We start from the raw sequence: 24,419 nt of genomic DNA, 5'->3' as shown, positions 1-24,419 counted from the left end.
TCCTGTCAGCGAAGCTGACGCGAAAGCAGGCAGATTAATGTGTCACCCGCGACGGATCACAGGTGCAGCGCTCCACGGACCACCTATCTCCGGTAGCTGCACCACCGATTTCCCGTATCAAGGCATGTCCGGCCGGTCACCTCGCGCACATCAACCGGAAGGTTGAGAGCTGCGACGAGATTGCTCGTTAACCTGCGCCCCGATCGGGAGATGCCGCTGAACCCGCGAACAACTCCCGATCAGGAGTCCCCTCAGCGCAGGCTGGGCAGATCGAGCCCGTTGGCGCGGGCGCATTCGATCGCCGCGTCATAGCCGGCGTCGGCGTGGCGCATGACGCCGGTCGCCGGGTCGTTCCACAGCACACGCTCGAGCCGGCGCGCCGCCTCCGGCGTGCCGTCAGCGACGATCACCATGCCGGCGTGCTGCGAATAGCCGATGCCGACGCCGCCACCGTGATGCAGCGACACCCAGGTGGCGCCGCTCGCGCAGTTGAGCAAGGCATTGAGCAGCGGCCAGTCGGACACCGCGTCAGAGCCGTCGCGCATCGCCTCGGTCTCGCGGTTCGGGCTCGCCACCGAGCCGCTGTCGAGATGATCGCGGCCGATCACGATCGGTGCCTTGAGTTCGCCGCGCGCCACCATCTCGTTGAAGGCAAGGCCAAGCCGATGGCGGTCGCCGAGCCCGACCCAGCAAATCCGCGCCGGCAGCCCCTGAAACTTGATGCGCGCCTTGGCCATGTCGAGCCAATTGTGCAGGTGGCTGTCGTTGGGCATCAGCTCCTTGACCTTGGCATCGGTCTTGAAGATGTCCTCGGGATCCCCGGATAGCGCCGCCCAGCGGAACGGTCCGACGCCGCGGCAAAACAGCGGGCGGATATAGGCCGGAACGAAGCCCGGAAAATCGAACGCCTGCTTCAGGCCCATGTCCTTGGCCATCTGGCGGATGTTGTTGCCGTAATCGAGCGTCGGGATTCCCTGCGCGTGGAAATCCAGCATGGCCTGGACGTGATCGACCATCGAGGTCTTGGCTGCCGTCTCGACCGTCTTCGGGTCGGCCGCGCGTTTGGCTTCCCAATCGGCGAGCGTCCAGCCCTTGGGCAAATAGCCGTTGATCGGATCATGCGCGCTGGTCTGGTCGGTGACGATGTCCGGGCGCACGCCGCGGCGCACCAGCTCGGGAAAGATCTCGGCTGCATTGCCGAGCAGGCCGACCGACACCGGCTTCTGGCTCTTGACCGCTTCAGCAATGATCGCCAGCGCTTCATCGAGCGTCGTCGCCTGGCGGTCGAGATAACCCGTGCGTAGCCGCATCTCGATGCGGCTCGGCTGGCATTCGACCGCGAGCATCGAGGCACCGGCCATGGTCGCGGCCAGTGGCTGGGCGCCGCCCATGCCGCCGAGACCTGCCGTCAGGATCCATTTGCCGGCGAGACTGCCGCCATAATGCCGGCGGCCGACCTCGACAAACGTCTCATAAGTCCCCTGCACGATGCCCTGGCTGCCGATATAGATCCATGAGCCTGCCGTCATCTGGCCGAACATCATCAGGCCTTGGCGGTCGAGCTCGTTGAAATGATCGAGCGTCGCCCAATGCGGCACCAGGTTGGAATTCGCGATCAGGACGCGCGGCGCGTCGGCATGGGTCCGGAAAATGCCGACCGGCTTGCCGGACTGCACCAGCAGCGTCTGGTCGCCCTCGAGCTTGCGCAACGAGGCGGCAATGCGGTCAAAGCTCTCCCAGTCGCGCGCCGCACGGCCGATGCCGCCATAGACCACGAGCTCGCTCGGGCGCTCGGCGACATCAGGGTCCAGATTGTTCATCAGCATGCGCAGCGGTGCTTCCGTCAGCCAGCTCTTGGCGCTGATGTCGGTGCCGCGGGGTGCACGGATGATGCGTTCGTTGTCCAGTCGGCGGTTCATGACGGATGTCCCTGCTAAGCAAGTCTTTTAAGTCAGAGTCTTCTAAGTCAGTCTTGGAAATGGATCGGTCGAAAGCACCGCGATCGCAGCAGCGGGCAATGCGTCGGCTTCGATCAGCGATGCGGCCCGCGCGAGATCGTCGGCCATGTAGCGGTCGGCGGCGAGTGCGGGAACGTGCTGCCGCAGCGCGGCAATGACCGCCGCGAGCGGTGCGCTGGTCGCATGCGGCGCGCGCAGCGTGATGCCCTGCGCCGCGACCAGCAGCTCGATGCCGAGGATGGCGGCGAGATTGTCGGCCATGTCGGACAGCCGGCGCGCGGCATGGGCGGCCATTGAGACGTGATCTTCCTGATTGGCGCTGGTCGGCGTGGAGTCGATCGAGCAAGGTAATGCACGCTGCTTGTTCTCGGCATAGAGCGCGGCGGCCGTCACCTCGGCGATCATGAACCCGGAATTGATGCCGGGCTCCGGCGTCAGGAACGGCGGCAGGCCGAAGTTCAAGGCAGGATCGACGAGGGTCGCGATCCGGCGCTCGCTGGTCGCGCCGATCTCCGAAAGCGCCAGCGCGATCTGGTCGGCGGCGAATGCCACCGGCTCAGCGTGGAAATTGCCGCCTGACACGATCTCACCGGTCTCCACCAGCACCAGCGGGTTGTCCGTCACGGCATTGGCTTCAATCGTCAGCCCGCGGGCGGCTTGCGCGAGCAGGTCGAGCACGGCACCCGCAACCTGCGGCTGACAGCGCAGGCAATATGGATCCTGCACACGCTCGTCGCCTTCGAGATGCGATTGCCTGATGTCGCTGCCGTCGAGCAGCGCGGTCAGCGCCGCAGCCGCGGCGATCTGCCCGTCATGGCCACGCAAGGACTGGATCTCCGGACGAAACGGCACCGTGGAGGCCATCGCCGCATCGACCGACAGCGCGCCGGTCACCAGCGCGGCGCACGCCAGACGATGCGCACGCAGCAGGCCAGAGATGGCATAGGCGGTCGAAAACTGCGTGCCGTTGATCAGCGCGAGCCCCTCCTTGGGGCCGAGCGTCAACGGCGCGAGGTCGGCAGCCGCAAGCGCTTCGCGGCCTGGCACGATCCTGCCATCAAGGAATGCCTGCCCCTCCCCGATCATGACCGCGGTCATATGGGCGAGCGGCGCGAGATCGCCGGAGGCACCGACCGAGCCCTGCTGCGGCACCAGCGGAGTGACGCCGTGCGCCAGCATGTCCTGCAACTGCTCGATCACCTCGCGGCGCACGCCGGATGCGCCGCGACCGAGCGAAATCACTTTCAACGCCATCATCAGGCGCACGATCGGCTCGGATGTCGCCGCGCCCACTCCGCAGCAATGCGACAGGATCAGGTTGCGCTGAAGCAGCGCGGTCTGGTCGGGCGCGATGCGTGTCGATGCCAGCTTCCCGAAGCCGGTATTGATGCCGTAGACGGGAATGTCGATGCGCGCCGCCTTCGCCACGATCTCCGCGGCCGCCTCGACGCGCGGCCAGCACGATGGATCGAGCACAACGGGCGCACCGGCGAGCACGCGCGCCAGGACGTCGAGGCCGACGGTTCCGGGCGCTACGACAACGGGCGAATCCCGATCGTTCATTGTCCCCTCCACACCCGGCTGTGCAGCGGGTTGAAGCCGATGCGGTAGACCAGTTCGGCCGGACGCTCGATGTTCCAGATCGCCAGATCGCACCACTTGCCGGCCTCGATCGTGCCGGTCTCGGCGAGCATGCCCAGCGCACGCGCGCCTTCCCGCGTCACCCCTGCGAGGCATTCGGCGACCGTCATCCGGAACAGCGTTGCGCCCATGTTCATCGCCAGCAGCAGCGAGGTGAGCGGGGAGCTGCCCGGATTGCAATCGGTCGCCAGCGCCATGTTCACACCGTGGCTACGAAACAGCTCGACCGGCGGCTTGTGCGTCTCACGAATGAAATAGAACGCGCCGGGCAGCAGGACCGCAACCGTGCCGGCCTTGGCCATCGCCGCGGCGCCGGCTTCGTCGGTGTGCTCGAGATGATCGGCTGAGAGTGCCGAAAATTTTGCGGCCAGCGCCGCGCCGCCGAGATTGGACAGCTGATCCGCATGCAGCTTGACGGGCAGTCCCAACGCGCGCGCCGCCTCGAACACCCGCGCCGTCTGCTCTCCGGAAAACGCGATCCCCTCCATGAAGCCGTCGACGGCATCGGCAAGGCCGGCCTTGGCCACGGCCGGCAGCATCTCGTTGCAGACCAAATCGATGTAACCGTCCTTGTCGCCATTGGCCTCCAGCGGCAGCGCATGCGCTCCGAGGAACGACGTGCGGATCGCAACCTGCCGCAGGCGGGCGAGGCTGCGTGCCGCTGCAAGCTGCCGCATCTCGGTCTCGGCATTGAGGCCATAGCCGGACTTGATCTCGACGGTGGTTGCGCCCTCGCCGATCAGCGCGTCGAGCCGGGGCAGCGCGCCGGCGACGAGGTCCGCCTCGGTCGCGCTGCGCGTTGCCGCGACGGTCGAGACGATACCGCCGCCGGCGCGCGCGATCTCCTCATAGCTTGCGCCTTTCAGGCGCAGCTCGAACTCGTGCGCGCGGTTGCCGCCGAAGACGAGATGGGTGTGGCAATCGACGAGGCCAGGCGTGATCCAGCGGCCGGCGCAATCGATCCGTTCAACGGCGTCCGCATCCACAGGAAAATCCGACTGCACGCCGGCATAGACGATGCGGCCTTCACGCGCCGCGATCAGCCCCCGCTCGACCTCGCCGAGATCGGTGCGGTCGCTGCGCATCGTGGCGAGCCGGGCGTTGTGCCAGATACGGTCGAAGCGCTCTGCCATGCGATCGTCCCCTCGATGTGGGATGCTTGACTTATATGTCTAGACATATAATCGTGTCCGGGTTCTGTCCAGCCGGCGTGGAAAAATGACACGACTGCATTTCGCATTCGCGCTGCTGCCTTCGGGCTGGGCCAATGACGTGCAGGTCGTCGTTGCCGATGGCGCGATCGCCTCGGTGACGGCGGGCGTCGCGCCTGCCGCCGGCGACGAACGTCACCAACTGGCGGTTCCGGGATTGGCGAGCCTGCACAGCCACGCGTTTCAGCGCGGCATGGCCGGCCTCGCCGAACTGGGCGGCGACACCACCGATACGTTCTGGACCTGGCGCGAGACGATGTATCGCTTCGCGCTGACCATGACACCGGACGACGTCGCCGCCGTCGCAACCCTGCTCTATGTCGAGATGCTCGAGCGCGGCCTTACCCGCGTCGGCGAGTTCCACTATCTGCATCATGATCGGGACGGCGCGCCATACGCCAATCCCGCCGAGATGGCCGTGCGCATCACAGAGGCCGCCAGCGCCTCCGGCATCGGGCTCACGCTGCTGCCGAGTTTCTATGCCCACAGCACATTCGGCGGCGCCGCACCGCATGCCGGGCAGCGCCGCTTCATTTGCTCGGTCGATCAGTTCGCCGCGCTGATGACTGCCTCGCGCGAGGCAATCCGAGATCTACCCGGCGCCAACATCGGCATCGCTCCGCATAGCCTGCGCGCCGTGGCGCCGGACGAACTGGCCGCGATCATCCCGCTTGCCGGGGCGGCCCCGATCCACATCCACGCCGCCGAACAGGTGCGCGAGGTCGAGGATTGCCTCGCCTGGTCGGGACAGCGGCCGGTGCAATGGCTGCTCGAACATGCCCCCGTCGATCAGCGCTGGTGCCTGATTCACGCGACCCACATGGCGGAGCCGGAAGTCACAGCGCTCGCACGCAGCGGCGCGGTTGCCGGCCTTTGCCCCGTCACCGAAGCAAGTCTCGGCGACGGCATCTTTTCCGCGCGCGAATTCCTCGCGGCGGGCGGCCGGTTCGGCATCGGAACCGATTCCAACGTGCTGGTCGGCGTCGCCGACGAACTTCGCCAACTCGAATACGGCCAGCGGCTGAAGCACCGCGAGCGCAACGTGCTCTCGGGGCGTCCCGGCGCATCCACCGGCCGCGCCCTGTTCGATTACGCACTCGCTGGCGGCGCACAGGCCCTGGCACAGACCAAGGCTGGGCTCGCGCCCGGCGCGCGCGCCGACATCGTGTCTCTCGACACCGCGCATCCGTCCCTGGCGGGACGGTCGGGCGATGCCGTTCTCGACGGCTGGCTGTTTGCAACCGGCAGCGACGCGATCGATTGCGTCTGGGCCGGCGGCGACAAGGTGGTTGCGGGCGGACGGCACCGGCAGCGCGACAAGGCGCGTGAGCAGTTCAATGCGAGCGTCCGGGGGCTCGTCGCATGAGTCTCGCCTCCGACCAGGCCAAGCCGAATGCAGCCGGCAAGCCGACGCTCTACAAGCGCATCCGGCTCGACATCGAGACCCGGATCCTGACCGGCGAATGGCCGCCCGGTCATCGCATCCCGTTCGAGCACCAATTGATGGCGCGCTATCGCTGCTCGCGTATGACGGTGAACAAGGCGTTGTCAGAACTGGCGCAGGCCGACCTGATCGAGCGGCGGCGCCGTGCCGGCACCTTCGTGCGCCGCCCACAGCATCTGTCGGCGGTGCTGAAGATCGCCGACATCCGCGCCGAGATCACCGCGCTCGGCCGCAGCTATGGCTATCAGCTGATCGATTGCCGGCGCCGTACCGCGACATCAGCCGATCGCGCCCGGCTCGGCATGGACAAGGCCGGCAAGGTGGTCGCGATCGCCTGTCGGCACAGTGCGGACAACGTGCCGTTCGCCGTCGAGGACAGGCTGATCGATCTCTCCACGGTTCCGGAGGCCGCAAACGCGGACTTCGCCCGCGAGCCGCCGGGATCGTGGCTGCTGCATCACGTGCCGTGGACCGAAGCCGAGCATACGATCAGTGCCGTCGTCGCCGACGATCGCACGGCCGCGGCGCTCGACATCGCGGTCGGCGCGCCCTGTCTCGTGATCGACCGCTACACCTGGCGCAGCGCGCGCACGGTGACGGCGGTGCGGCTGCATTATCCGGGCGAGACGCATCGCCTGGTGGCCCGCTTCAAGGGAGGCTGAGGACAGCTTGCGCGGCATATTTCATGCAATGCATCATGGGCCATCGTCCGCCGACATGCTTCATGCGGCAATCCGCCGCGACTGACGTGAAGAGATGACTGACGTCAAGAGATCACTGACGTGAAGAGATCAACTGGGTTCAATCCATCGTTCAAGGGGTCGACAATCATGCGTTCCTTCAAGCTATTGCCCGCAATCGCAGTGCTGCTCGCGTCCACCGCCGCGTCAGCGGATGACGTCAAGGTCGGCGTCGGCATCTCCGGATGGACCGGCTTCGCACCGCTGACGCTCGCCAAGGAGGCCGGCATCTTCAAGAAGAACGGCCTCGACGTGACCTTGAAGAAGATCCCGCAGAAGGACCGTCATCTCGCGATCGCCTCGGGCGACATCCAGTGCGCGGCGACGACGGTCGAGACCTGGATCTCCTGGAACGCCAACGGCGTCGCGACCAAGCAGATCTTCCAGCTCGACAAGAGCTATGGCGCCGACGGCATGGCCGTGCGCAACGATGTCGCCGCGATCAAGGACCTCAAGGGCAAGACCGTCGCGGCATCGGCGCCGGGCACCTCGCCCTATTTCGCGCTGGCCTGGATGCTGAAGAAGAACGGCCTCACGGTGAAGGACGTCACCGTGGTCAATCTGGAGCCGGCCGCCGCGGCGCAGGCCTTCGTCTCCGGCCAGAACGATGCCGCGATGACCTACGAGCCCTATCTGTCGACCGTGCGCGCCGCTCCCGACAAGGGCAAGATCATCGCGACCACGCTCGACTACCCGATCGTGATGGATACCTTCGGCTGCACGCCGAAATTCCTGACCGACAATCCCAAAGCGGCGCAGGCGCTTGCCAACAGCTATTTCGAGGCGCTCGACATGATCGCCAAGGACCAGGCCAAGTCCTACGAGATCATGGGCGCTGACGTGAAGCAGAGCGGCGAGCAGTTCGGCAACTCGGCAAAGTACCTGCGCTGGCAGGACAAGGCCGCCAACCAGAAATTCTTCGCCGGCGACTTCCTCACCTTCAACAAGGACGCCGCAGAGCTGCTGCTCGAGGTCGGCATCATCAAGGCCGCGCCGAAGGTCGAGGACATCTACGACGCAAGCTTCATCAAGTAACGCAGCAACCATTTCGGCCGGTCCCGCCTCGCGACACAGCGGGCGGGACCGGCGCATAAGATACGCCCGGATCATTTGATGCGTCCTCTCGAGCCCACGACATCGAAGCAGCGCGTGGCCTATGGCCTCGCCTTCTTTGTGCTGTTCGTCGCCCTCTGGTCCTGGGCCACGTTCGGCGGCCACGTGTCGAAGACTTTCCTCGCCAACCCGCTCACCATGGTGCAGGAAGGCTATGAGCTGCTCGCCAAGCAAGGCTTTCTGTTCGACATCGGGATGACGATCTGGCGCGTGATCGGCGGATTTGTGCTTGCTGCCGTCATCGCGGTACCGCTCGGTGTTCTGATGGGAGCCTACAAGCCAATCGAGGCCTTTCTCGAACCGTTTGTGTCCTTTGCGCGCTATCTGCCGGCATCCGCCTTCATCCCGCTGCTGATCCTGTGGGCCGGCATTGGCGAATTGCAGAAGCTGCTTGTGATCTTCATCGGCGCGGTGTTTCAGATCATCCTGATGGTGGCCGTCACCGTCGGTGCCACAAGGCGCGACCTGGTGGAGGCCGCCTACACGCTCGGCGCCCGCGACCGCGGCATCATCCGCCGCGTGCTGCTGCCCTCCGCCGCACCCGAGATCGCTGAAATCCTCAGACTGGTGCTGGGCTGGGCCTGGACCTACGTCATCGTGGCTGAATTGATCGGCTCATCGTCGGGCATCGGGCACATGATCACCGACAGCCAGGCGCTGCTCAACACCGGCCAAATCATCTTCGGCATCATCGTGATCGGGCTGATCGGCCTGATCTCCGATTTCCTGTTCAAGGCCTTCAACGCCTGGCTGTTCCCGTGGAAGCTCGCATGACCGCGCTCAGGATCGATCAGGTCTCGCGAACCTTCCCCGCCCGCGCCGGCAACGCGCCGACGAGGGCGCTCGAGCCGACCACGCTCGACGTCGGCGACAACGACTTCGTCACCATCCTCGGCCCCTCCGGATGTGGAAAGTCCACCCTGCTCCGGATCATCGCCGGGCTCGACCGGCCGACCAGCGGGCGCGTCACGCTCGACGGGCGCGAGGTCACGGGCCCCGGCGCCGACCGTGGCATGGTGTTCCAGTCCTACACTCTGTTCCCCTGGCTGACGGTGCGGGAGAACATCGCCTTCGGCCTGCGCGAGCGCGGCGTTGCGCAAGGCGAACGCCACGACATCGCCGATGCGTTCATTCGCCGGGTCGGGCTATCGGGCTTCGAGAATCACTGGCCCAAGCAGCTGTCGGGCGGCATGCAGCAGCGCACCGCGATCGCCCGTGCGCTGGCCAACGATCCGAAGATCCTGCTGCTCGACGAGCCGTTCGGCGCGCTGGACAACCAGACGCGCGCGCTGATGCAGGAGATGCTGCTCGGGATCTGGGAGCGCGACCAGAAGACGGTGCTGTTCGTCACCCACGACATCGAGGAAGCGATCTTCCTCGGCAGCCGCGTCATCGTCATGAGCGCGCGGCCCGGCCGCATCAAGGCCGAGATCGCGGTCGACCTGCCGCATCCGCGCTCCTACAGGATCAAGACCACGCCCGAATTCGTCGCCCTGAAGGAACGGCTGGTGGAAGAGATCCGCACCGAGGCTCTGAAGGTCGCCGAACAGGCCTGATGATCAGCGGCGCCGTCAGTGGCTGATCATCCAGGGCCGCGCGGTCGGAAAGCCCTTGGCGCCGCTCTTGGTCTTGGTCATCAGCCGCGCCGGCTTCTTCTTTCCGGTGGAGCAGCAGCCGCAGCCTGGGCCGTGCGCCGCCTTGTACTGATCGAGCGTCTTCGGCGCGTGCCGGCTCTGCTCATTGGTGGCGTGCGCCTTGCGCTTGTCGGAGGGCATGCAGAAGAACGCCGGCGCAGTCAGGATCACGCGCGGCGACGTCGTCTCGCATTGCGGGCAATCCTGCGGCAGGTCGCACTCCGCCATCGGCCGCATGTCGGTGAACGGACCGCAGTCGTTGCAGAGATATTCGTAGATCGGCATTTCCTTAATCCTTGCGCAGTCGTGCGTGACATCCGGCGATGGATGCGGGGCGGCCAGAACGCAGCCGTCCCGCACCCTTCGCGCAGGGATCACCTAAAGGATCACTTGTCCGGTGAGATCGGCATCTGCACGTCGCCCGTGATGTGCTTAATCGGTCCCGCCGACGACGGCATGACGTCGAAGTCGAAGATCTCCGTCGGCAGCCACAGCGTGGCGCAGGCATTCGGCACGTCGACCACGCCGGAGATGTGGCCCTGGCACGGCGCGGTGCCGAGGATCGAGTAGGCCTGGGCGCCGGAGTAGCCGAACTTCTTCAGATATTCGATCGCGTTCAGGCAGGCCTGGCGATAGGCGATGTGGACGTCGAGATAATGCTGCTTGCCGGCCTCGTCGACCGAGATACCCTCGAAGATCAGATAGTCCTTGTAGTTCGGCGTGATCGGCGACGGCTTGAACACGGGGTTCTTGATGCCGTATTTCGACACGCCGTCCTTGATGACATCGACCTTAATGTGCAGCCAGCCGGCCATTTCGATGGCGCCGCAGAAGGTGATCTCGCCGTCACCCTGGCTGAAATGCAGATCGCCCATCGAGAGCCCGCCGCCCGGCACATAGACCGGGAAATAGATCTTCGAGCCGCGCGACAGATCCTTGATGTCGCAATTGCCGCCATGCTCGCGCGGCGGCACGGTGCGGGCGCCTTCGAGGCCGATCTTGGCCTTGACGTCGCCCTTGGCCTGGCCGGCATGGGCGGTCGGCGCGAACGGCGGATTGGCGAGCCCCGGCACCCGGGTCGGGTTGGTCGCGATCAGCTCGGCTTCGCGCTTGTTCCAGGCCGCCAGCATCTTGGCATCGGGCAGACAGCCGATCAGGCCGGGATGGATCAGGCCGGCGAAGTTGACGCCGGGGACGTGACGCGACGAGGTGTAAAGGCCCTTGATGTCCCAGATCGACTTCTGCGCCAGCGGGAAATGGTCGGTAAGGAAGCCGCCGCCATTCTGCTTGGAGAAGAAGCCGTTGAAGCCCCACAGGCTCTCCTTCAACGGACCAACGTCAAGCAGATCGACGACGAGGAGATCGCCGGGCTCGGCGCCCTTGACGCCGATCGGACCCGAGAGGAAATGCACGATCGACAGATCGATGTCGCGCACGTCATCGGCAGAATCGTTGTTCTTGATGAAGCCGCCGGTCCAGTCGACGGTCTCGATGATGAAGTCGTCGCCCGGGCTGACCCACTCGACGATCGGAACCTCCGGATGCCAGCGGTTATGGATCTTGTCGTTTTCATAGGCCGACTTGCTGAGATCGACCTTGATCAGTGTATCTGGCATCGCATTGCTCCCCTTCGTTTACTGGTGGTTACACGGACAGATATTTCGAGATCTGCGCGGCATCGACGCTGGCGCGCGGATCGTCGCGGACGATCTCGCCGTTCTCGATGACGAGCACGCGGTCGGCGATGTCGAGCGCGAAGCTCAGGACCTGTTCGGAGACGACGATCGAAAGCCCTCGCTCATCGCGGATCCGCTTCAGGGTGCGCGCCATGTCCTTGATGATCGACGGTTGGATACCTTCGGTCGGCTCGTCGAGCAGCAGCACCTTCGGCTTGGTCGCCAGCGCCCGGGCGATCGCGAGCTGCTGCTGTTGCCCACCCGAGAGGTTACCGCCGCGGCGGCCCTTCATCTCGAGCAGCACCGGAAACAACTCGTAGATATCGCCGGGTACTTCGGAGCCACCTGACACCACGAGGCCGGTCTCGATGTTCTCCTTGACAGTCATGGTAGAGAAGATCATGCGGCCTTGAGGGACGTAGGCGAGGCCCTTCGCCACCCGCTCGTAGCTCTTCATCGCGCCGAGCTCGGTGCCGTCCATGGTCACCTTGCCGCTCTTGGCCGGCAGGATGCCCATCAGCGATTTCATCAGCGTGGTCTTGCCCATGCCGTTGCGGCCCATGATCGCGACGATCTCGTTGGGCGCGACCGAGACGTTGAGGCCGTGCAGCACCTCGCTCTGGCCATAGGCGACATGAAGATCATTGATTGCCAGCATCGTCCCAGTTCCTCAGTGGCCCAAATACACTTCAATGACTTTCGGATCGTTCTTGACGTGCTCCATCGTCCCCTCGGACAGGATCTGTCCCTGGTGCAGCACCGTGACCTTGTGCGCGATGTCCTCGACGAACTTCATGTCGTGCTCGATCACCAGGACCGAACGGTCCTTGATGATGCGGTTGAGCAGCTCGGCGGTCTTGGCGCGCTCGGAGACGCTCATGCCGGCGACCGGCTCGTCGAGCATCAAGAGGTCCGGATCCTGGATCAGCAGCATTCCGATCTCGAGCCACTGCTTCTGGCCGTGGCTGAGCTGGTCGGCAAAGGTATTGAGCTTGTCCTTCAGGAAGATCATCTCGGCGACCTCCTCGACTCGCTGCTTGACGGTGTCGTCGCGCTGGAAGGTCAACGAACCGAACACGGTGCGGCCGCGCGGAAAGGAAATCTCGAGGTTCTCGAACACGGTGAGATCCTCGAACACCGACGGCGTCTGGAACTTGCGCCCCACCCCGGCCTGCACGATCTCGTTCTCGCGCAACCTGGTCAGCTCCTGGCCGCGGAACTGGATCGAGCCTGACGTGGCCCTGGTCTTGCCGCAGATCAGGTCGAGCACGGTGGTCTTGCCGGCGCCGTTCGGGCCGATGATGACGCGGATCTCGTTCTCCTCGACATAGAAGGAAAGATCGTTCACGGCCTTGAAGCCGTCAAAGGACACGGTGAGACCGGAGACCGCGAGCAGGAAGTCCTTGGGCTGATGGCCGACGAGCATGATGGTCCCTCCTCACTCGGCCGGTGCGCCGTCGGCGATCAGGCCGGCCGCCGATTTCGATTTGCGTGATGCCAACAGGCGATCGATGCGCGGCTGGACGTGGTCCGCCCAGATGCCGGAGAGCCCGTTCGGGAACGCCAGCACGACCGCGATGAACAGCGCGCCGAGGCCGAACAGCCAGAGCTGCGGGAACGACTCCGAAAGGCTGGTCTTGGCGAAATTGACCAGCAGCGCGCCCCACACGGCGCCGAAGATCGACATCCGGCCGCCGACCGCCGTGTAGATCACCATCTCGATCGATGGCACGATGCCGACGAAGGACGGCGACATGAAGCCGACTTCGAGCGTGAACATGGCGCCGCCGATCGCAGCGAACACCGCCGCGGCGCAGAACGCGAAGATCTTGAAGTTGGCGACGCTGTAACCGGAGAAACGCACGCGATCCTCCTGCTCTCTCATCGCCACCAGGATGCGCCCGAGTTTTGTCAGGCGGATGAACTGCGCGGCGCAGATGCAGCCGAACAACAATACCACCTCCACGAAGTACAGGACGTACTTGGCGTGATCGGTTCGGATATCCCAGCCATGCAGCGTGCGCAGGTCGGTGATCCCGTTGATGCCGCCGGTGTAGCCCTGCTGGCCCACGATCAGGATGGTCATGATCGCGGCGATCGCCTGGGTGATGATCGCGAAGTAGACGCCGCCGACCCGGCGCTTGAACATGGCAGCGCCGATGATGAAGGAGAAGATCGCGGGCACCAGGATGATCGCGATCAATGCCACCGGGAAACTATGGAACGGCTTCCAGAAGAAGGGCAGCGAGGTGAGCTGGTTCCAGTCCATGAAGTCAGGGATGCCCGGCGTCGATTGGATCTTGGTGTTCGCGACCGAGGACGCCTCGAGCTTGAGATACATCGCCATGCAGTAGCCGCCGAGGCCGAAGAACACGCCCTGCCCGAGGCTCAGGATGCCGCCATAGCCCCAGCACAGCACGAGGCCGATGCCGACAAAGGCGTAGGTCAGGTATTTGGCGACCAGGTTGAGACGGAAGATATCCAGCGACAGCGGCAGGATGAGAAACAGCAGCACCGCGAGCGCAAGGAAGCCGAGCAGTTCGGAGCGATTGAAAAAGCGCGAGTTGATGATCATGACCAGCCTGCTTGTTCTTATTTGCGGACCTTGAGCGCGAAGAGCCCCTGCGGACGCACCATCAGGATCGCGACGATCGTCAGCAGCGTGATCACCTTTGCCATTGATCCCGACAGGAAGAATTCCAGCGTCGATTGGGTCTGCGAGATCGAGAAGGCGGAGGCGATGGTGCCGAACAGCGAGGCGGCACCGCCGAACACCACGACCAGGAAGGTATCGACGATGTAGAGTTGGCCGGCGGTCGGTCCGGTCGAGCCGATCATGGTGAAGGCCGAGCCCGCGATCCCGGCGATGCCGCAACCCAGGCCAAAGGTGTAGCGATCGACCTTCTCGGTATTGATGCCGACGGCGCCCGCCATCACGCGGTTCTGCACCACGGCGCGCACCTGCTTGCCCCAGCTCGACCAGAACAGAATATAGATCACAACGATCGTGATCAGGATGGTCAGCGCCATCACGAACATGCCGTTGATCGGGATCTGAATGGAGTCGGTCGCCTGCCAGGAGCCCATCATCCATTCCGGCAGTTCGACGCCGACCTCGCGCGCGCCGAAGACCGAACGATAGGCCTGCTGCAGGATCAGGCTAAGGCCCCAGGTCGCCAGCAGCGTGTCGAGTGGGCGTTTGTAGAGATGGCGTATCAGCGCCCATTCGACCAGCATGCCGAGCGCGCCGGAGGCGATGAAAGCCAGGATCATCGCGATGAAGAAGTAACCGGGGAACAGCCAGGGCGCGGCATGCTGCACGGCGTTCGACGTCATCCAGGTGACGTAGGCGCCGAGGATCATGAACTCGCCATGGGCCATGTTGATGACGCCCATCTGGCCGAAGATGATGGCAAGCCCCAGCGCCATCAGAACATAGACGGAGAACAGGATGAGCCCGGCAAATCCCTGCATCGCAAGGATGGCGCCGAGATCGCTGATCGAATAGTCGCCGAACATGATGTCCTCCAGTCCAAGGGGCACGCGCCGCCGGTCAAGCGACGCTCGTTCCGTGGCGCGGACGACGACGTCCACGCCGCGATGCGTTGTGGAGCTTCGTAGCCCGGGTGAGCGGTAGCGATACCCGGGACGGTCCCGCATATCGCTCCGCTCATGCGGGCTACTGGCTCACTGGTATCCCTTGGGGAACGGGTCCGGCTCGACGAGATCGGCGGTCTCGTAGATCAGCTCATACTGTCCATCGGCCTTGGCGCGCCCGACGCGGGTCTTCGACCACAGGTGATGGTTCTCGTGGATCCGGACGTAACCTTCCGGCGCGCCCTTGAACTCGACGCCGGGCGACGCCGCCGCCACCTTGTCGATGTCGAAGGAGCCGGCCTTCTCCACCGTCAACTTCCACAGCCACGGACCGAGATAGGCAGCCTGGGTGACGTCTCCGATCACGGTCTTCTCGCCCCACATCTTCTTGAAGGCGGGCACGAAGGCCTTGTTGTTCGGATTGTCGAGCGACTGGAAGTACTTCATGCAGGCATAGGCGCCGGCGATGTTCTCGCCGCCGATACCGTCGATCTCGTCCTCGGTGACCGAGATCGTGAGCAGCGTCTGCTTGGACAGGTCGATGCCGGCCGCCTTGAGCTGCTTGTAGAATGCGACGTTGGAGCCGCCGACGATGATCGCGTAGATCACGTCCGGCTTGGTCAGCTTGATCTTGTTGATGACCGAATTGAACTGGGTCGAGCCGAGCGGGAAGTATTCCTCGCCGACCACCTTGCAGCCTTGCAGATGGTTCTCGATGTGCTTGCGCGCGATCTTGTTCGAGGTGCGCGGCCAGATGTAGTCCGAGCCGAGCAGGTAGAAGCTCTTGGCGCCCTTGGTCTTGTTGACCCAGTCGAGACCGGCAATGATCTGCTGGGTCGCCTCCTGGCCGGTGTAGATGACGTTCTTGGACTGCTCGAGGCCTTCATAGAAGGTCGGGTAATACAGCATGCCGTTGTACTGCTCGAACACCGGCAGCACCGCCTTGCGCGAGGCCGAGGTCCAGCAGCCCATCACCGCCGCGCATTTGTCGTTGACCAGCAGCTTCTTGGCCTTTTCCGCGAAGGTCGGCCAGTCGCTGGCGCCGTCTTCCTGGATGAACTTGATCTTGCGGCCGAGCACGCCGCCGGCGGCGTTGATCTGCTCGATCGCGAGCTTCTCGGCCTCGACCGACCCGGTCTCGGAGATCGCCATGGTGCCGGTCACCGAATGCAGGATGCCGACCGTGACTTCGCTATCGGTGACTGCAAGACCGGTGGTGTTGACCGCAGAGGTTGCAGGAACGTCGGCAAATGCGGGACGGCCCAGCATCGACATGGCCGGCAAAGCGGCCATTCCCATCAAGAGCTTGCGGCGGAGCGGAGACGGCAGTCCTGGTTTTGTATCGTCTGACATGAGCACCCCATTGGTTCGAGAACGCTTATTGATGAGGCTAGGATTGCTCACTTTTGTGCAGCGCACTGATACGTGAGATCGCGTATACTGCACCGCAAAATAGCGACGTAGGTTTTTGGTACGGGATTTGCCCGCGATCAGCGCATCGTGGACCAGGAGTTCAAACGAGTGGCAGGGCGGCAGCGGATAGACCGCGTCAGGCGCCAGTACAATCAATGGGTCGCCAACCAGACGCTGGAAGACTACGCGCTGCGCTTCACCGCCAAGAGCGCGCGGCGCTGGTCCGCCGCCCGGGTCGCCAACACCGCGCTCGGCGCGATCTCGTTCCTTGCGCTGGAGGCGATCGGCGGCACCATCACGCTGAACTACGGCGCAATGAACGCCTCCGCAGCGATCCTGGTGGTCAGCGTCATCATCTTCCTCTGCGGACTTCCGATCGCCTACCATGCCGCGAAAAGCGGCATCGACATCGATCTGCTGACCCGCGGCGCCGGGTTCGGCTATATCGGCTCGACCATCACCTCGCTGATCTACGCCTCCTTCACCTTCATCTTCTTCGCGATCGAGGCGGTGATCCTGGCCAGTGCGCTGGACATGTGCTTCGGCATCCCGCGGCCGATCGGATACCTGATCAGCGCGGTCGTGATCATTCCGCTGGTCATCTACGGCATCACGCTGATCAGCCGCTTCCAGCTCTGGACCCAGCCGCTGTGGGTCATCCTCCACATCATGCCGTTCGCGGCGATCGCCTGGGCCAATCCGCATTCGTTCACCGAGTGGCGCAAATTCGCCGGCGATCACGGCGATCCCGCAGGGAATCTCGATCTGCTGCTGTTCGGCACCGCGGCCTCCGTGGTATTCGCGCTGGTGGCGCAGATCGGCGAGCAGGTCGACTTCCTGCGCTTTCTGCCGCGCGACCGCCGCACCTCGCGCAAGGCCTGGTGGATCGCGCTGCTCAGCGCCGGTCCCGGCTGGATCGTGCTCGGCGCGCTCAAGCTGCTGGCCGGCTCGTTCCTCGCCTTCTTCGCGCTCAGCCACGGCGTCTCGGCCGAGCACGCGGCTGAGCCCGCCAACATGTACCTCGAGGCGTTCCGCTACGTGCTGTCGCAGCCGGATCTGGCGATGGCGCTGACCGGGACATTCGTGATCCTGTCGCAGGTCAAGATCAACGTCACCAACGCCTATGCCGGCTCGATCGCCTGGTCGAACTTCTTCTCCCGCCTCACCCACTCGCATCCCGGCCGTGTGGTGTGGCTGGTGTTCAACGTCGTCGTCGCGCTGCTGCTGATGGAGATCGGCGTCTACAAGGCGCTGGAGCAGACGCTGGCACTCTACTCCAACGTCGCGATCGCCTGGGTCGGCGCGCTGGTGGCCGATCTCGTCATCAACAAGCCGCTCGGCTTGCGTCCGCAGCACATCGAGTTCAAGCGCGCCCATCTCTGCGACATCAATCCGGTCGGCGTCGGCGCGATGACGATCGCCACCGTGGTCTCGATCAGCGCGTTCTACGGCCTGTTCGGCCCGACTGCGAAGGCGCTGTCGGCCTTCGTTGCGCTTGCGGTCGCGTTCATCACGGCTCCCCTGATCGCCTGGGCCACCGACGGCAAGTACTACATCGCGCGCAAGCCGAAGCGCAGCTGGCAGAACATCGAGTCGATCCAGTGCTGCATCTGCGAGCATGCGTTCGAGCCCGAGGACATGGCTTCCTGCCCCGCCTATGCCGGCCCGATCTGCTCGCTGTGCTGCTCGCTCGACGCACGCTGCCACGACCTCTGCAAGCCGCATGGCCGGATCGGCGCGCAAGTCGCGGACGCGCTGGGCAAGGTGATGCCGCAGCCGATCTATGCCCGCATCAATTCGCAGCTCGGGCATTATCTCGGCGTGTTCGCGGTCTCGGCCGGCCTCGTGGCGCTGGTGCTCGGCCTGATCTACCTGCAGACCACGGCGGCCGTGCATGCCAATGAACTATTGGCCGACGTGCTCTGGAAGGTGTTCTTCGCGCTGACCCTGATCATCGGCGTTGTCGCCTGGCTGTTCGTGCTGGCGCAACAAAGCCGGCGCGCCGCGGAAGCGGAAACACGCCGGCAGACCACGCTGCTGATCCAGGAAATCGACGCGCACAAACGCACCGACGCCGAACTGCAACGTGCCAAGGAAGTCGCCGAGTCCGCCAACCTTGCCAAGAGCAGATATGTCGTTGGCCTCAGCCATGAGCTGCGCTCGCCGCTGAATGCGATCTCCGGCTACGCGCAATTGCTGGAGCAGGACGACAGCCTGCAGGTGCGGCCGCGCGAGCAGGTGCGTGTGGTCCGCCGCAGCGCCGATCATCTCTCGGGCCTGATCGACGGCATCCTCGATATCTCCAAGATCGAGGCCGGCCGGCTCTACCTGTCGCGCGATGAAGTGCGGTTGAATGACTTCCTCGAGCAGCTGGTCGGCATGTTCCGCCTGCAGGCGGCGGCAAAGGGCATCGACTTCGTGTTCAAACGGCCGGCCGTGCTTCCGGTCGTGGTCTATGCCGACGAGAAGCGGCTGCGGCAGATCCTGATCAACCTGCTGTCGAATGCGATCAAGTTCACGCAATCCGGCCAGGTGCAGTTCGTGGTGCATTACCGCAGCCCCGTCGCTGAGTTCGAGGTCATCGATACCGGACCCGGCATCCAGCCCGACGACCTCGAGCGGATCTTCGCGCCGTTCGAGCGCGGCGCGCTTGGCGTCACCCAGCCGCAGACCGGCACCGGGCTTGGCCTCACCATCAGCCGCCTGCTCGCGGGTGTGATGGGCGGCGATATCAAGGTTTTGAGCACGGTCGGCACCGGCAGCACGTTCCGCGTCAAGCTGCTGCTGTCGGAGGTCACCAATCCGCGGCGCGATGCGCCGGTCGATGCTCCCGTGTACGGCTATCACGGTCCGCGCAAGACCATCCTGATCACCGACGACGACCCGACCCACCGCGACCTGTTGCGCGAGATCCTGACGCCGCTCGGCTTCATCCTGCTCAGCGCGCCGGACGGGCCAGGCTGTCTTGCCCTCGCGCAGCATTGCCGGCCGGACCTGTTCCTGCTCGATATCTCGATGGCGGGCATGGACGGCTGGACGGTCGCCGAAACCTTGCGCGCCGAAGGCCATCACCAGGCCCGCATCCTGATGATCTCGGCCAGCGCGCTGGAGGCCCATGGCGCGCCGCTGGCGCAACCATTCCATGACGGATACCTGATGAAGCCGATCGACATTCCACGGCTGCTCGAGACCATTCGCCAATTGCTCAAGATCGAGTGGCAGTATGAGGCCGAGCCGGCCCCGCCTCCGCAATGGAAGCCCGAGAGCGGCTCGCGGCCGCCGGTGAAATATGTCGAAGAGCTGATCAGCCTCGGCCAGCTCGGCTATGTCAGGGCGATCCAGCTCAAGCTCGACGAGATCGGCAATGAGTGTCCCGAACATGCCGATTTCGTCGGCCAGATGCACACGCTGATCGACCGGTTCGATCTCGATCAATATATGGCGACGTTGAAGACATTGCACAGCTATGACCATTGAACAGAGAAAGCGCGACGTCGCGCTCGTCGTCGACGACTCGCCCGAGACGTTGCGCCTGCTGACCGACGCGCTCGACGGCGCCGGCATGACCGTGATGGTGGCGCTCGACGGCGCCTCGGCGATGCGCATCGTCGACCAGATCACGCCCGATATCGTGCTGCTCGATGCCGTGATGCCCGGCATGGACGGTTTCGAGACCTGCAAGCGGCTGAAGCGCGATGCCGGGCTCGACGGCGTGCCGATCATCTTCATGACGGGGCTCGCCGAGACCGAGCACATCGTGCGCGGGCTGGAGGCCGGCGGCGTCGACTATGTGACGAAGCCGATCGTGGTCCAGGAGATGCTGGCGCGCATCCGGGTCCATCTCGCCAATGCGCGGATGACGCAAAGCGCCCGCGCGGCGCTCGACGTCTCCGGCCGCTATCTGCTCGCCGTGAACAGCGCCGGCGCGCTGCTGTGGGCGACGCCGCAGGCACAGCGACTGCTGTCGGATACGCTCGCCGACGCCGCCGACAATTTCGCGCTGCCGGACCCGATGCCGCATTGGCTCGAGCAGGCGCAGAAGGGCGGCACGGGAAAGAAGACGGCGACCGTGGCGTCATTCCCCGGCAACGAGCAGCTTCGGCTGCAATACATGGGCAAGCTCGGGCCCAACGAATTCCTGCTGCGGCTCGCCAAGGACACCAGCGGCGACATGCCGGCCGAGTTCTCCAGCGAGCTCGGCCTGACCACCCGCGAGGGCGAGGTGCTGTCCTGGCTCTCCAAGGGCAAGACCAACCGCGACATCGCGCAGATCCTCGGCCTCAGCCCGCGCACCGTCGACAAGCACCTCGAGCAGATCTACGCCAAGCTCGGCGTCGAGAACCGCACCGCCGCCGCCGCAATCGCGGTCAACGCAAGGCATCGCAAGTCCTGATCGAGCGCACTCTGCGCCTCCCGCACCGAAACGTGAGCGAGGCACGGAGGACGCTACGCATCCACAGTCGGCGAACTGCCTTTCCGATCAGCCGGTGCAGCAGGTCCCAGCGACACCTCCTGTTCCGGCGGCTGCGTCTTTCGCCACTGCGCCGGCGTCACGCCCATGTGGCTCTTGAAGGCGCGCTGAAAGGCGGCCTCCGATTGATACCCGACCATCTCTGCCACGGCGCCGGTCGAAAGCGATGATCCCTTCAACTCGTTCGCCGCAAGCATCATCCTGATATCGGTTAGCAGATCGCTGGCCGATCGCCCGAGCTTGTCCTGGAACTGCCGCGCCAGCGTGGCGCGCGACATGTTACAAAGCCGTGCGAGCTCCGGCAGCGACCACGCACGCGCGGGCTCCTTGAACATTGCGGCCACGGCCGGCGCGAGCCTGGGATCACCGACCAGGGCGAGAAGTCCCCGTGACGTTGCATCGGTCTCGCTCGCAAGCCGCAGCACAAGCGCGAACATTGCCGTGGAGAGCGCATTCAGCATGGCGTGGCCGCCGAGATGATCGTCGGCCGTTTCGCTGCGCATCAGCGACACGAGCCCGGCGAGCTGCGCAGCCGTTCCCTTTCCCGCACGCGTGCCGGCATGCACGACAAGACGCGGCGGAAGATAATCGCGCAACAGGCGGTCGTGCGGGGGTGCAATCGCGAAGTGCCCGCACAACAGGTCAAGCCGTTCGTCCGATCCGAGGTTTTCGCTGATGGTGAAATTCTCAGCCGCCCGGTTGCGCGCCGGCAGCGGTGTCGCCCCGCTGCCGTCGTGCATCACGTGTCGCGGGTTACCGGGAAGCAGGAGGATGTCGCCGGGCTTCAGCAGCAACGGCCGTCCGCTCGCGGCGTCGTCCAGGATCGCCGAGCCGGCAAGCACCGCATGATAGGGGATCTCGTTGGTTAGGCCCGGTCCCTGCTCGATACGCCAGGGCACGCTGTAGCTGCAGCGCAAGTCGAGCCGCCCGCGCACCGGCATCATCTCGAACAGCCGGCTGAGCCAATCCATGGCCAATCCCCCTGAAGCAGCGCATGAGACGATTGAGCATATAAACGAGCAATATGAATATTCAATGTCTCAAATCTCGATCCTATTGTCACTCCGCAATCGTTCACCACCCCGAACAAGGAGTGCCACCATGTCTCGTCTCTCAGTTCCGAACCTCGAAGCCGATACCGGTCCGTCGGGCCAGGTCTACGCCCAGATCAAGAAGGCGATCGGCGCCGTCCCGAACACCTACGCGGCGATTGCGGCCCACGGTCCGGCCGCGCTCAAGTCGATCCTCGCGGCCGATGCCGTGCTGACTGGCGGCAGCCTGCCCCGGCGCGACCTGGAGGCCGTCAAGCTCGTGATCAGCGCAGCCGGCGGCTGCGATTATTGTGTCGCCGCGCACTCGCATCTCGCCGGGCTCGCCGGCGTGAATGCGGATGTGCTCAAGCAGATCCGCGAGGGCGAGCCGACCGGTGACGCCAGGCGCGATGCGCTCGTCATTTTCGTCCGCAAGCTCGCGCAGTCGAGCGGCACCGTCAGCGACGAGGATTTCGCCGCGATCAAGTCCGCCGGCTACAGCGACGCGCAGCTGGTCGAGATCAGCCTGGCGTTTGCCACCACGGTCTTCACCAACGTCTTCAACCGCATCAACGACACCGACATCGACTTCCCGGCAGTCGCATGAAGCGACCGAGCGATGTCACGCGAAAGGATCACGACCATGACCACGCTTGCCAACACCACACAAAATCCGTTTGTCCGCACGCTCGACAGGTCCGGCCTGCTGGCGGAGGACCTCGACTATCACGTCGTCCGGGCCGCGATGGTGATCATGTTCTTGTTCTTCGGTTACCAGAAGTGGTTTCCGTATGAATTCGAACGGCTGGTCCCGTTCATCAGCAACGGGCCGCTGATCTGGTGGCTCTATCCAGCGTTCGGCAATGCCGGCGCCAGCTATTTCCTTGGCGCCTCAGAGTGGACGTTCGGTTCGCTGCTGCTCGCGGGCTTCTGGGACAAGCGGCTCGGCGTGCTCGGCGCCCTCGGCTCGACCGGCACCTTCATCGCGACCGTCACCATCATTCCGTTCATGCCCGATGGCTGGGACGTTGCCGCCGGTGGCTTCCCCGCGATGACCGGCAACGTGCCGTTCCTGATGAAGGACGTCGTGCTGCTCGCCGTCTCGCTCTACCTGCTGAGGCAGGACGTGGTTCGTCTGATCCGGCAATAGATGGCCTCAGCCGATCGCGACTGATCGCCGGTGGGCCCGATGCGCACCGGCGATCGCGCGTTGCCGAGGGATTGAGCAGACGCAGAATCTCCGGCACAGCGACATGGCAGCCATTATTGCGACGCAGCACCGAGACACCTGACCCTCACGGCCAAGCCAACCCCTTGCCGAATTTGCGGAATGCATTGAAATCGCTGGTTCGTTCCGCGCCATCAGGTTGCGCGGCCTCAAGCACCATTGTGGTCGCGTCGTTGCTTCCATGCACGAATGGATCCGTCGCTCCGCGGCCATGAACATAGTTCCGCCGCGCGGTCTGCGCTAAAAAGCAGCGCCGGTGTTGTTCTGGGGTGAGTTGATGAAGAAGGACGACGTCACATGCCCGCGCTGCGGGGCCGGATTCCGACGCCTTGAGCTGGCGTCCGGATCTGGAAGCAAGGGCGAGTATCGCTGCCCGGTCTGCGAGACGACCCTCGAGCAGTTCGATGGCGACAGGCTCGTCGCCTACCGCCTGACCATCCAACCTTCGATTCGCGGATTGAAGACCTAGCAGCCGTCTGCATGGAATGCCGGAGCAAAATCTGGATCACGATTTCCGCTTCAGGACATAGCTGTCCATGATCCAGCCGTGCCGCTCACGTGCCTCTCGTCGCGCGGCAACGATGCGAGGGCCGACCTCTGCCAGTTCACCCGCCATGATGATCTGATCGGACATGCCGAGATAGGCGCCCCACCAGATTTGCAGCCCGGCAGGATCCAGCGTCTGGAAGGCGGCGCCGCCGTCGAGCATCACGACCACGGTGTCGATGCCGGGCGGCCAGCCACCCTCGCGCAGCCGTCGGCCGGTCGTCACGAGGAACGGCTCGCCGATCTCATTGAGCGGCAGCGCATGCGCCGCGCACAGCGCCTGGATCGACGTGATGCCGGGGATCACCTCGATCGATGGCAACGGATCGAGCCGCCGCGCAATCCGCAAGCTCGAATCGTAGAGCGAGGGATCGCCCCAGATCAGCAGGGCGACACGTCCCTCTCCGCCGAGGTTGCGCGCGATTTCCTGCGACCACGCCGCAGCGATCGCATCGTGCCAATCGTCCACACCCCTGCGATAATCCTCTTCACCGGCGTCACGCACCGGCAGGTCAAACTCGGCAATGCGTGTGCGGGCATTGCTCAACGCGTCCGCGCAGATGGTGCGACGCAAGTCGGCGAGATCGGACTTTGTCGTCCCCTTGCGCGGGATCAGGATCAGGTCGGCGGCATTGATCGCGGCGGTCGCAGCGAAAGTGAGCTGCCGGGGATCACCACAACCGATGCCGATCAGGGACAGCGTCAACATGGCCGCC

General features: G+C 64.6%; 22 protein-coding genes. 10 read left to right on the top strand and 12 right to left on the bottom strand.

What is annotated here, in order from left to right; translation table 11 throughout:
- Positions 1-251 precede the first annotated feature (251 nt).
- Genes hutU through hutI form a run of 3 tightly spaced genes read right to left on the bottom strand, consistent with a single transcriptional unit; the run spans position 252 to position 4,732 of the window.
- The gene (hutU, locus tag AC1VNY_RS14325) at positions 252-1,919 is read right to left on the bottom strand and encodes a urocanate hydratase (RefSeq protein WP_482405612.1); all 1,668 of its coding nucleotides are present in this window, start codon (positions 1,917-1,919) and stop codon (positions 252-254) included.
- Between the two features lie 42 nt (positions 1,920-1,961).
- On the bottom strand, positions 1,962-3,521 hold the full coding sequence (hutH, locus tag AC1VNY_RS14320) for a histidine ammonia-lyase (protein ID WP_482405611.1): 1,560 nt from the start codon (positions 3,519-3,521) through the stop codon (positions 1,962-1,964).
- Entirely contained in the window at positions 3,518-4,732 is a 1,215-nt protein-coding gene (hutI, locus tag AC1VNY_RS14315; RefSeq protein WP_482405610.1) for an imidazolonepropionase, read from the bottom strand. The genes hutH and hutI overlap by 4 nt, the downstream gene beginning before the upstream one ends.
- Before the next feature lie 85 nt (positions 4,733-4,817).
- On the opposite strand from hutI, the gene AC1VNY_RS14310 reads away from it, so the two are divergent.
- The 5 genes from AC1VNY_RS14310 (at position 4,818) to AC1VNY_RS14290 (ending at position 9,663) form a co-directional block, all read left to right on the top strand.
- Positions 4,818-6,176: a formimidoylglutamate deiminase gene (locus tag AC1VNY_RS14310; protein ID WP_482405609.1), complete on the top strand. Its 1,359-nt coding sequence runs from the start codon at positions 4,818-4,820 to the stop codon at positions 6,174-6,176.
- Positions 6,173-6,916 carry a histidine utilization repressor gene (gene hutC, locus AC1VNY_RS14305; protein ID WP_482405608.1) on the top strand — a complete coding sequence of 248 codons (744 nt, stop codon included), beginning with the start codon at positions 6,173-6,175 and terminating at the stop codon, positions 6,914-6,916. Before AC1VNY_RS14310 ends, hutC begins: the two co-directional genes overlap by 4 nt.
- A gap of 168 nt (positions 6,917-7,084) precedes the next feature.
- Positions 7,085-8,029 carry an ABC transporter substrate-binding protein gene (locus tag AC1VNY_RS14300; RefSeq protein WP_482405607.1) on the top strand — a complete coding sequence of 315 codons (945 nt, stop codon included), beginning with the start codon at positions 7,085-7,087 and terminating at the stop codon, positions 8,027-8,029.
- A gap of 78 nt (positions 8,030-8,107) precedes the next feature.
- Positions 8,108-8,881, top strand: coding sequence for an ABC transporter permease (locus AC1VNY_RS14295; RefSeq protein ID WP_018270830.1), 774 nt, complete (start codon positions 8,108-8,110; stop codon positions 8,879-8,881).
- Positions 8,878-9,663 (top strand): ABC transporter ATP-binding protein, encoded by a 786-nt coding sequence (locus AC1VNY_RS14290; RefSeq protein ID WP_482405606.1) that lies wholly within the window; start codon positions 8,878-8,880, stop codon positions 9,661-9,663. The genes AC1VNY_RS14295 and AC1VNY_RS14290 overlap by 4 nt, the downstream gene beginning before the upstream one ends.
- Before the next feature lie 15 nt (positions 9,664-9,678).
- Here AC1VNY_RS14290 and AC1VNY_RS14285 read toward each other — a convergent pair whose 3' ends face one another.
- From AC1VNY_RS14285 to urtA, 7 genes are all read right to left on the bottom strand, one after another.
- Positions 9,679-10,026, bottom strand: coding sequence for an FmdB family zinc ribbon protein (locus AC1VNY_RS14285; RefSeq protein ID WP_173641971.1), 348 nt, complete (start codon positions 10,024-10,026; stop codon positions 9,679-9,681).
- A 101-nt stretch (positions 10,027-10,127) separates the two neighbouring features.
- Complete coding sequence (fmdA, locus tag AC1VNY_RS14280) at positions 10,128-11,357, bottom strand: formamidase (RefSeq protein WP_057015910.1); 1,230 nt, start codon at positions 11,355-11,357, stop codon at positions 10,128-10,130.
- A gap of 28 nt (positions 11,358-11,385) precedes the next feature.
- On the bottom strand, positions 11,386-12,075 hold the full coding sequence (gene urtE, locus AC1VNY_RS14275; RefSeq protein WP_050400072.1) for an urea ABC transporter ATP-binding subunit UrtE: 690 nt from the start codon (positions 12,073-12,075) through the stop codon (positions 11,386-11,388).
- A gap of 12 nt (positions 12,076-12,087) precedes the next feature.
- Complete coding sequence (gene urtD / locus AC1VNY_RS14270) at positions 12,088-12,843, bottom strand: urea ABC transporter ATP-binding protein UrtD (protein ID WP_028345151.1); 756 nt, start codon at positions 12,841-12,843, stop codon at positions 12,088-12,090.
- Positions 12,844-12,855: 12 nt separating this feature from the next.
- Entirely contained in the window at positions 12,856-13,992 is a 1,137-nt protein-coding gene (gene urtC / locus AC1VNY_RS14265; RefSeq protein ID WP_482405605.1) for an urea ABC transporter permease subunit UrtC, read from the bottom strand.
- Positions 13,993-14,009: 17 nt separating this feature from the next.
- Positions 14,010-14,936: an urea ABC transporter permease subunit UrtB gene (gene urtB / locus AC1VNY_RS14260; protein ID WP_482405604.1), complete on the bottom strand. Its 927-nt coding sequence runs from the start codon at positions 14,934-14,936 to the stop codon at positions 14,010-14,012.
- A gap of 168 nt (positions 14,937-15,104) precedes the next feature.
- Positions 15,105-16,367, bottom strand: coding sequence for an urea ABC transporter substrate-binding protein (gene urtA, locus AC1VNY_RS14255; RefSeq protein WP_069278810.1), 1,263 nt, complete (start codon positions 16,365-16,367; stop codon positions 15,105-15,107).
- A 168-nt stretch (positions 16,368-16,535) separates the two neighbouring features.
- Here urtA and AC1VNY_RS14250 point away from each other — a divergent pair, with 168 nt between their 5' ends.
- Together AC1VNY_RS14250 and AC1VNY_RS14245 are read left to right on the top strand one after the other, a co-directional pair.
- Entirely contained in the window at positions 16,536-19,904 is a 3,369-nt protein-coding gene (locus AC1VNY_RS14250) for a hybrid sensor histidine kinase/response regulator (RefSeq protein ID WP_482405603.1), read from the top strand.
- Positions 19,894-20,820 (top strand): response regulator, encoded by a 927-nt coding sequence (locus AC1VNY_RS14245; protein ID WP_482405602.1) that lies wholly within the window; start codon positions 19,894-19,896, stop codon positions 20,818-20,820. The genes AC1VNY_RS14250 and AC1VNY_RS14245 overlap by 11 nt, the downstream gene beginning before the upstream one ends.
- Positions 20,821-20,873: 53 nt before the next feature.
- Here the strand turns inward: AC1VNY_RS14245 and AC1VNY_RS14240 are convergent, their stop codons facing one another.
- On the bottom strand, positions 20,874-21,869 hold the full coding sequence (locus AC1VNY_RS14240; protein ID WP_482405601.1) for an AraC family transcriptional regulator: 996 nt from the start codon (positions 21,867-21,869) through the stop codon (positions 20,874-20,876).
- Positions 21,870-21,999: 130 nt separating this feature from the next.
- Here AC1VNY_RS14240 and AC1VNY_RS14235 point away from each other — a divergent pair, with 130 nt between their 5' ends.
- The 3 genes from AC1VNY_RS14235 to AC1VNY_RS14225 all read left to right on the top strand — a co-directional run bounded on the left by AC1VNY_RS14235 (position 22,000) and on the right by AC1VNY_RS14225 (position 23,626).
- Positions 22,000-22,536, top strand: coding sequence for a carboxymuconolactone decarboxylase family protein (locus AC1VNY_RS14235; protein WP_482405600.1), 537 nt, complete (start codon positions 22,000-22,002; stop codon positions 22,534-22,536).
- Positions 22,537-22,572: 36 nt separating this feature from the next.
- The gene (locus tag AC1VNY_RS14230; protein ID WP_482405599.1) at positions 22,573-23,079 is read left to right on the top strand and encodes a YkgB family protein; all 507 of its coding nucleotides are present in this window, start codon (positions 22,573-22,575) and stop codon (positions 23,077-23,079) included.
- 355 nt (positions 23,080-23,434) lie between these two features.
- Positions 23,435-23,626, top strand: coding sequence for a hypothetical protein (locus tag AC1VNY_RS14225; RefSeq protein ID WP_038382082.1), 192 nt, complete (start codon positions 23,435-23,437; stop codon positions 23,624-23,626).
- 36 nt (positions 23,627-23,662) lie between these two features.
- Here AC1VNY_RS14225 and cobF read toward each other — a convergent pair whose 3' ends face one another.
- Positions 23,663-24,412, bottom strand: a complete 750-nt coding sequence (gene cobF, locus AC1VNY_RS14220) for a precorrin-6A synthase (deacetylating) (RefSeq protein WP_482405598.1) — start codon at positions 24,410-24,412, stop codon at positions 23,663-23,665.
- Between the last annotated feature and the right edge of the window lie 7 nt (positions 24,413-24,419).

The organism is Bradyrhizobium ferriligni, from assembly GCF_056837965.1.
This window is presented reverse-complemented; position numbering and strand designations above follow the sequence as displayed.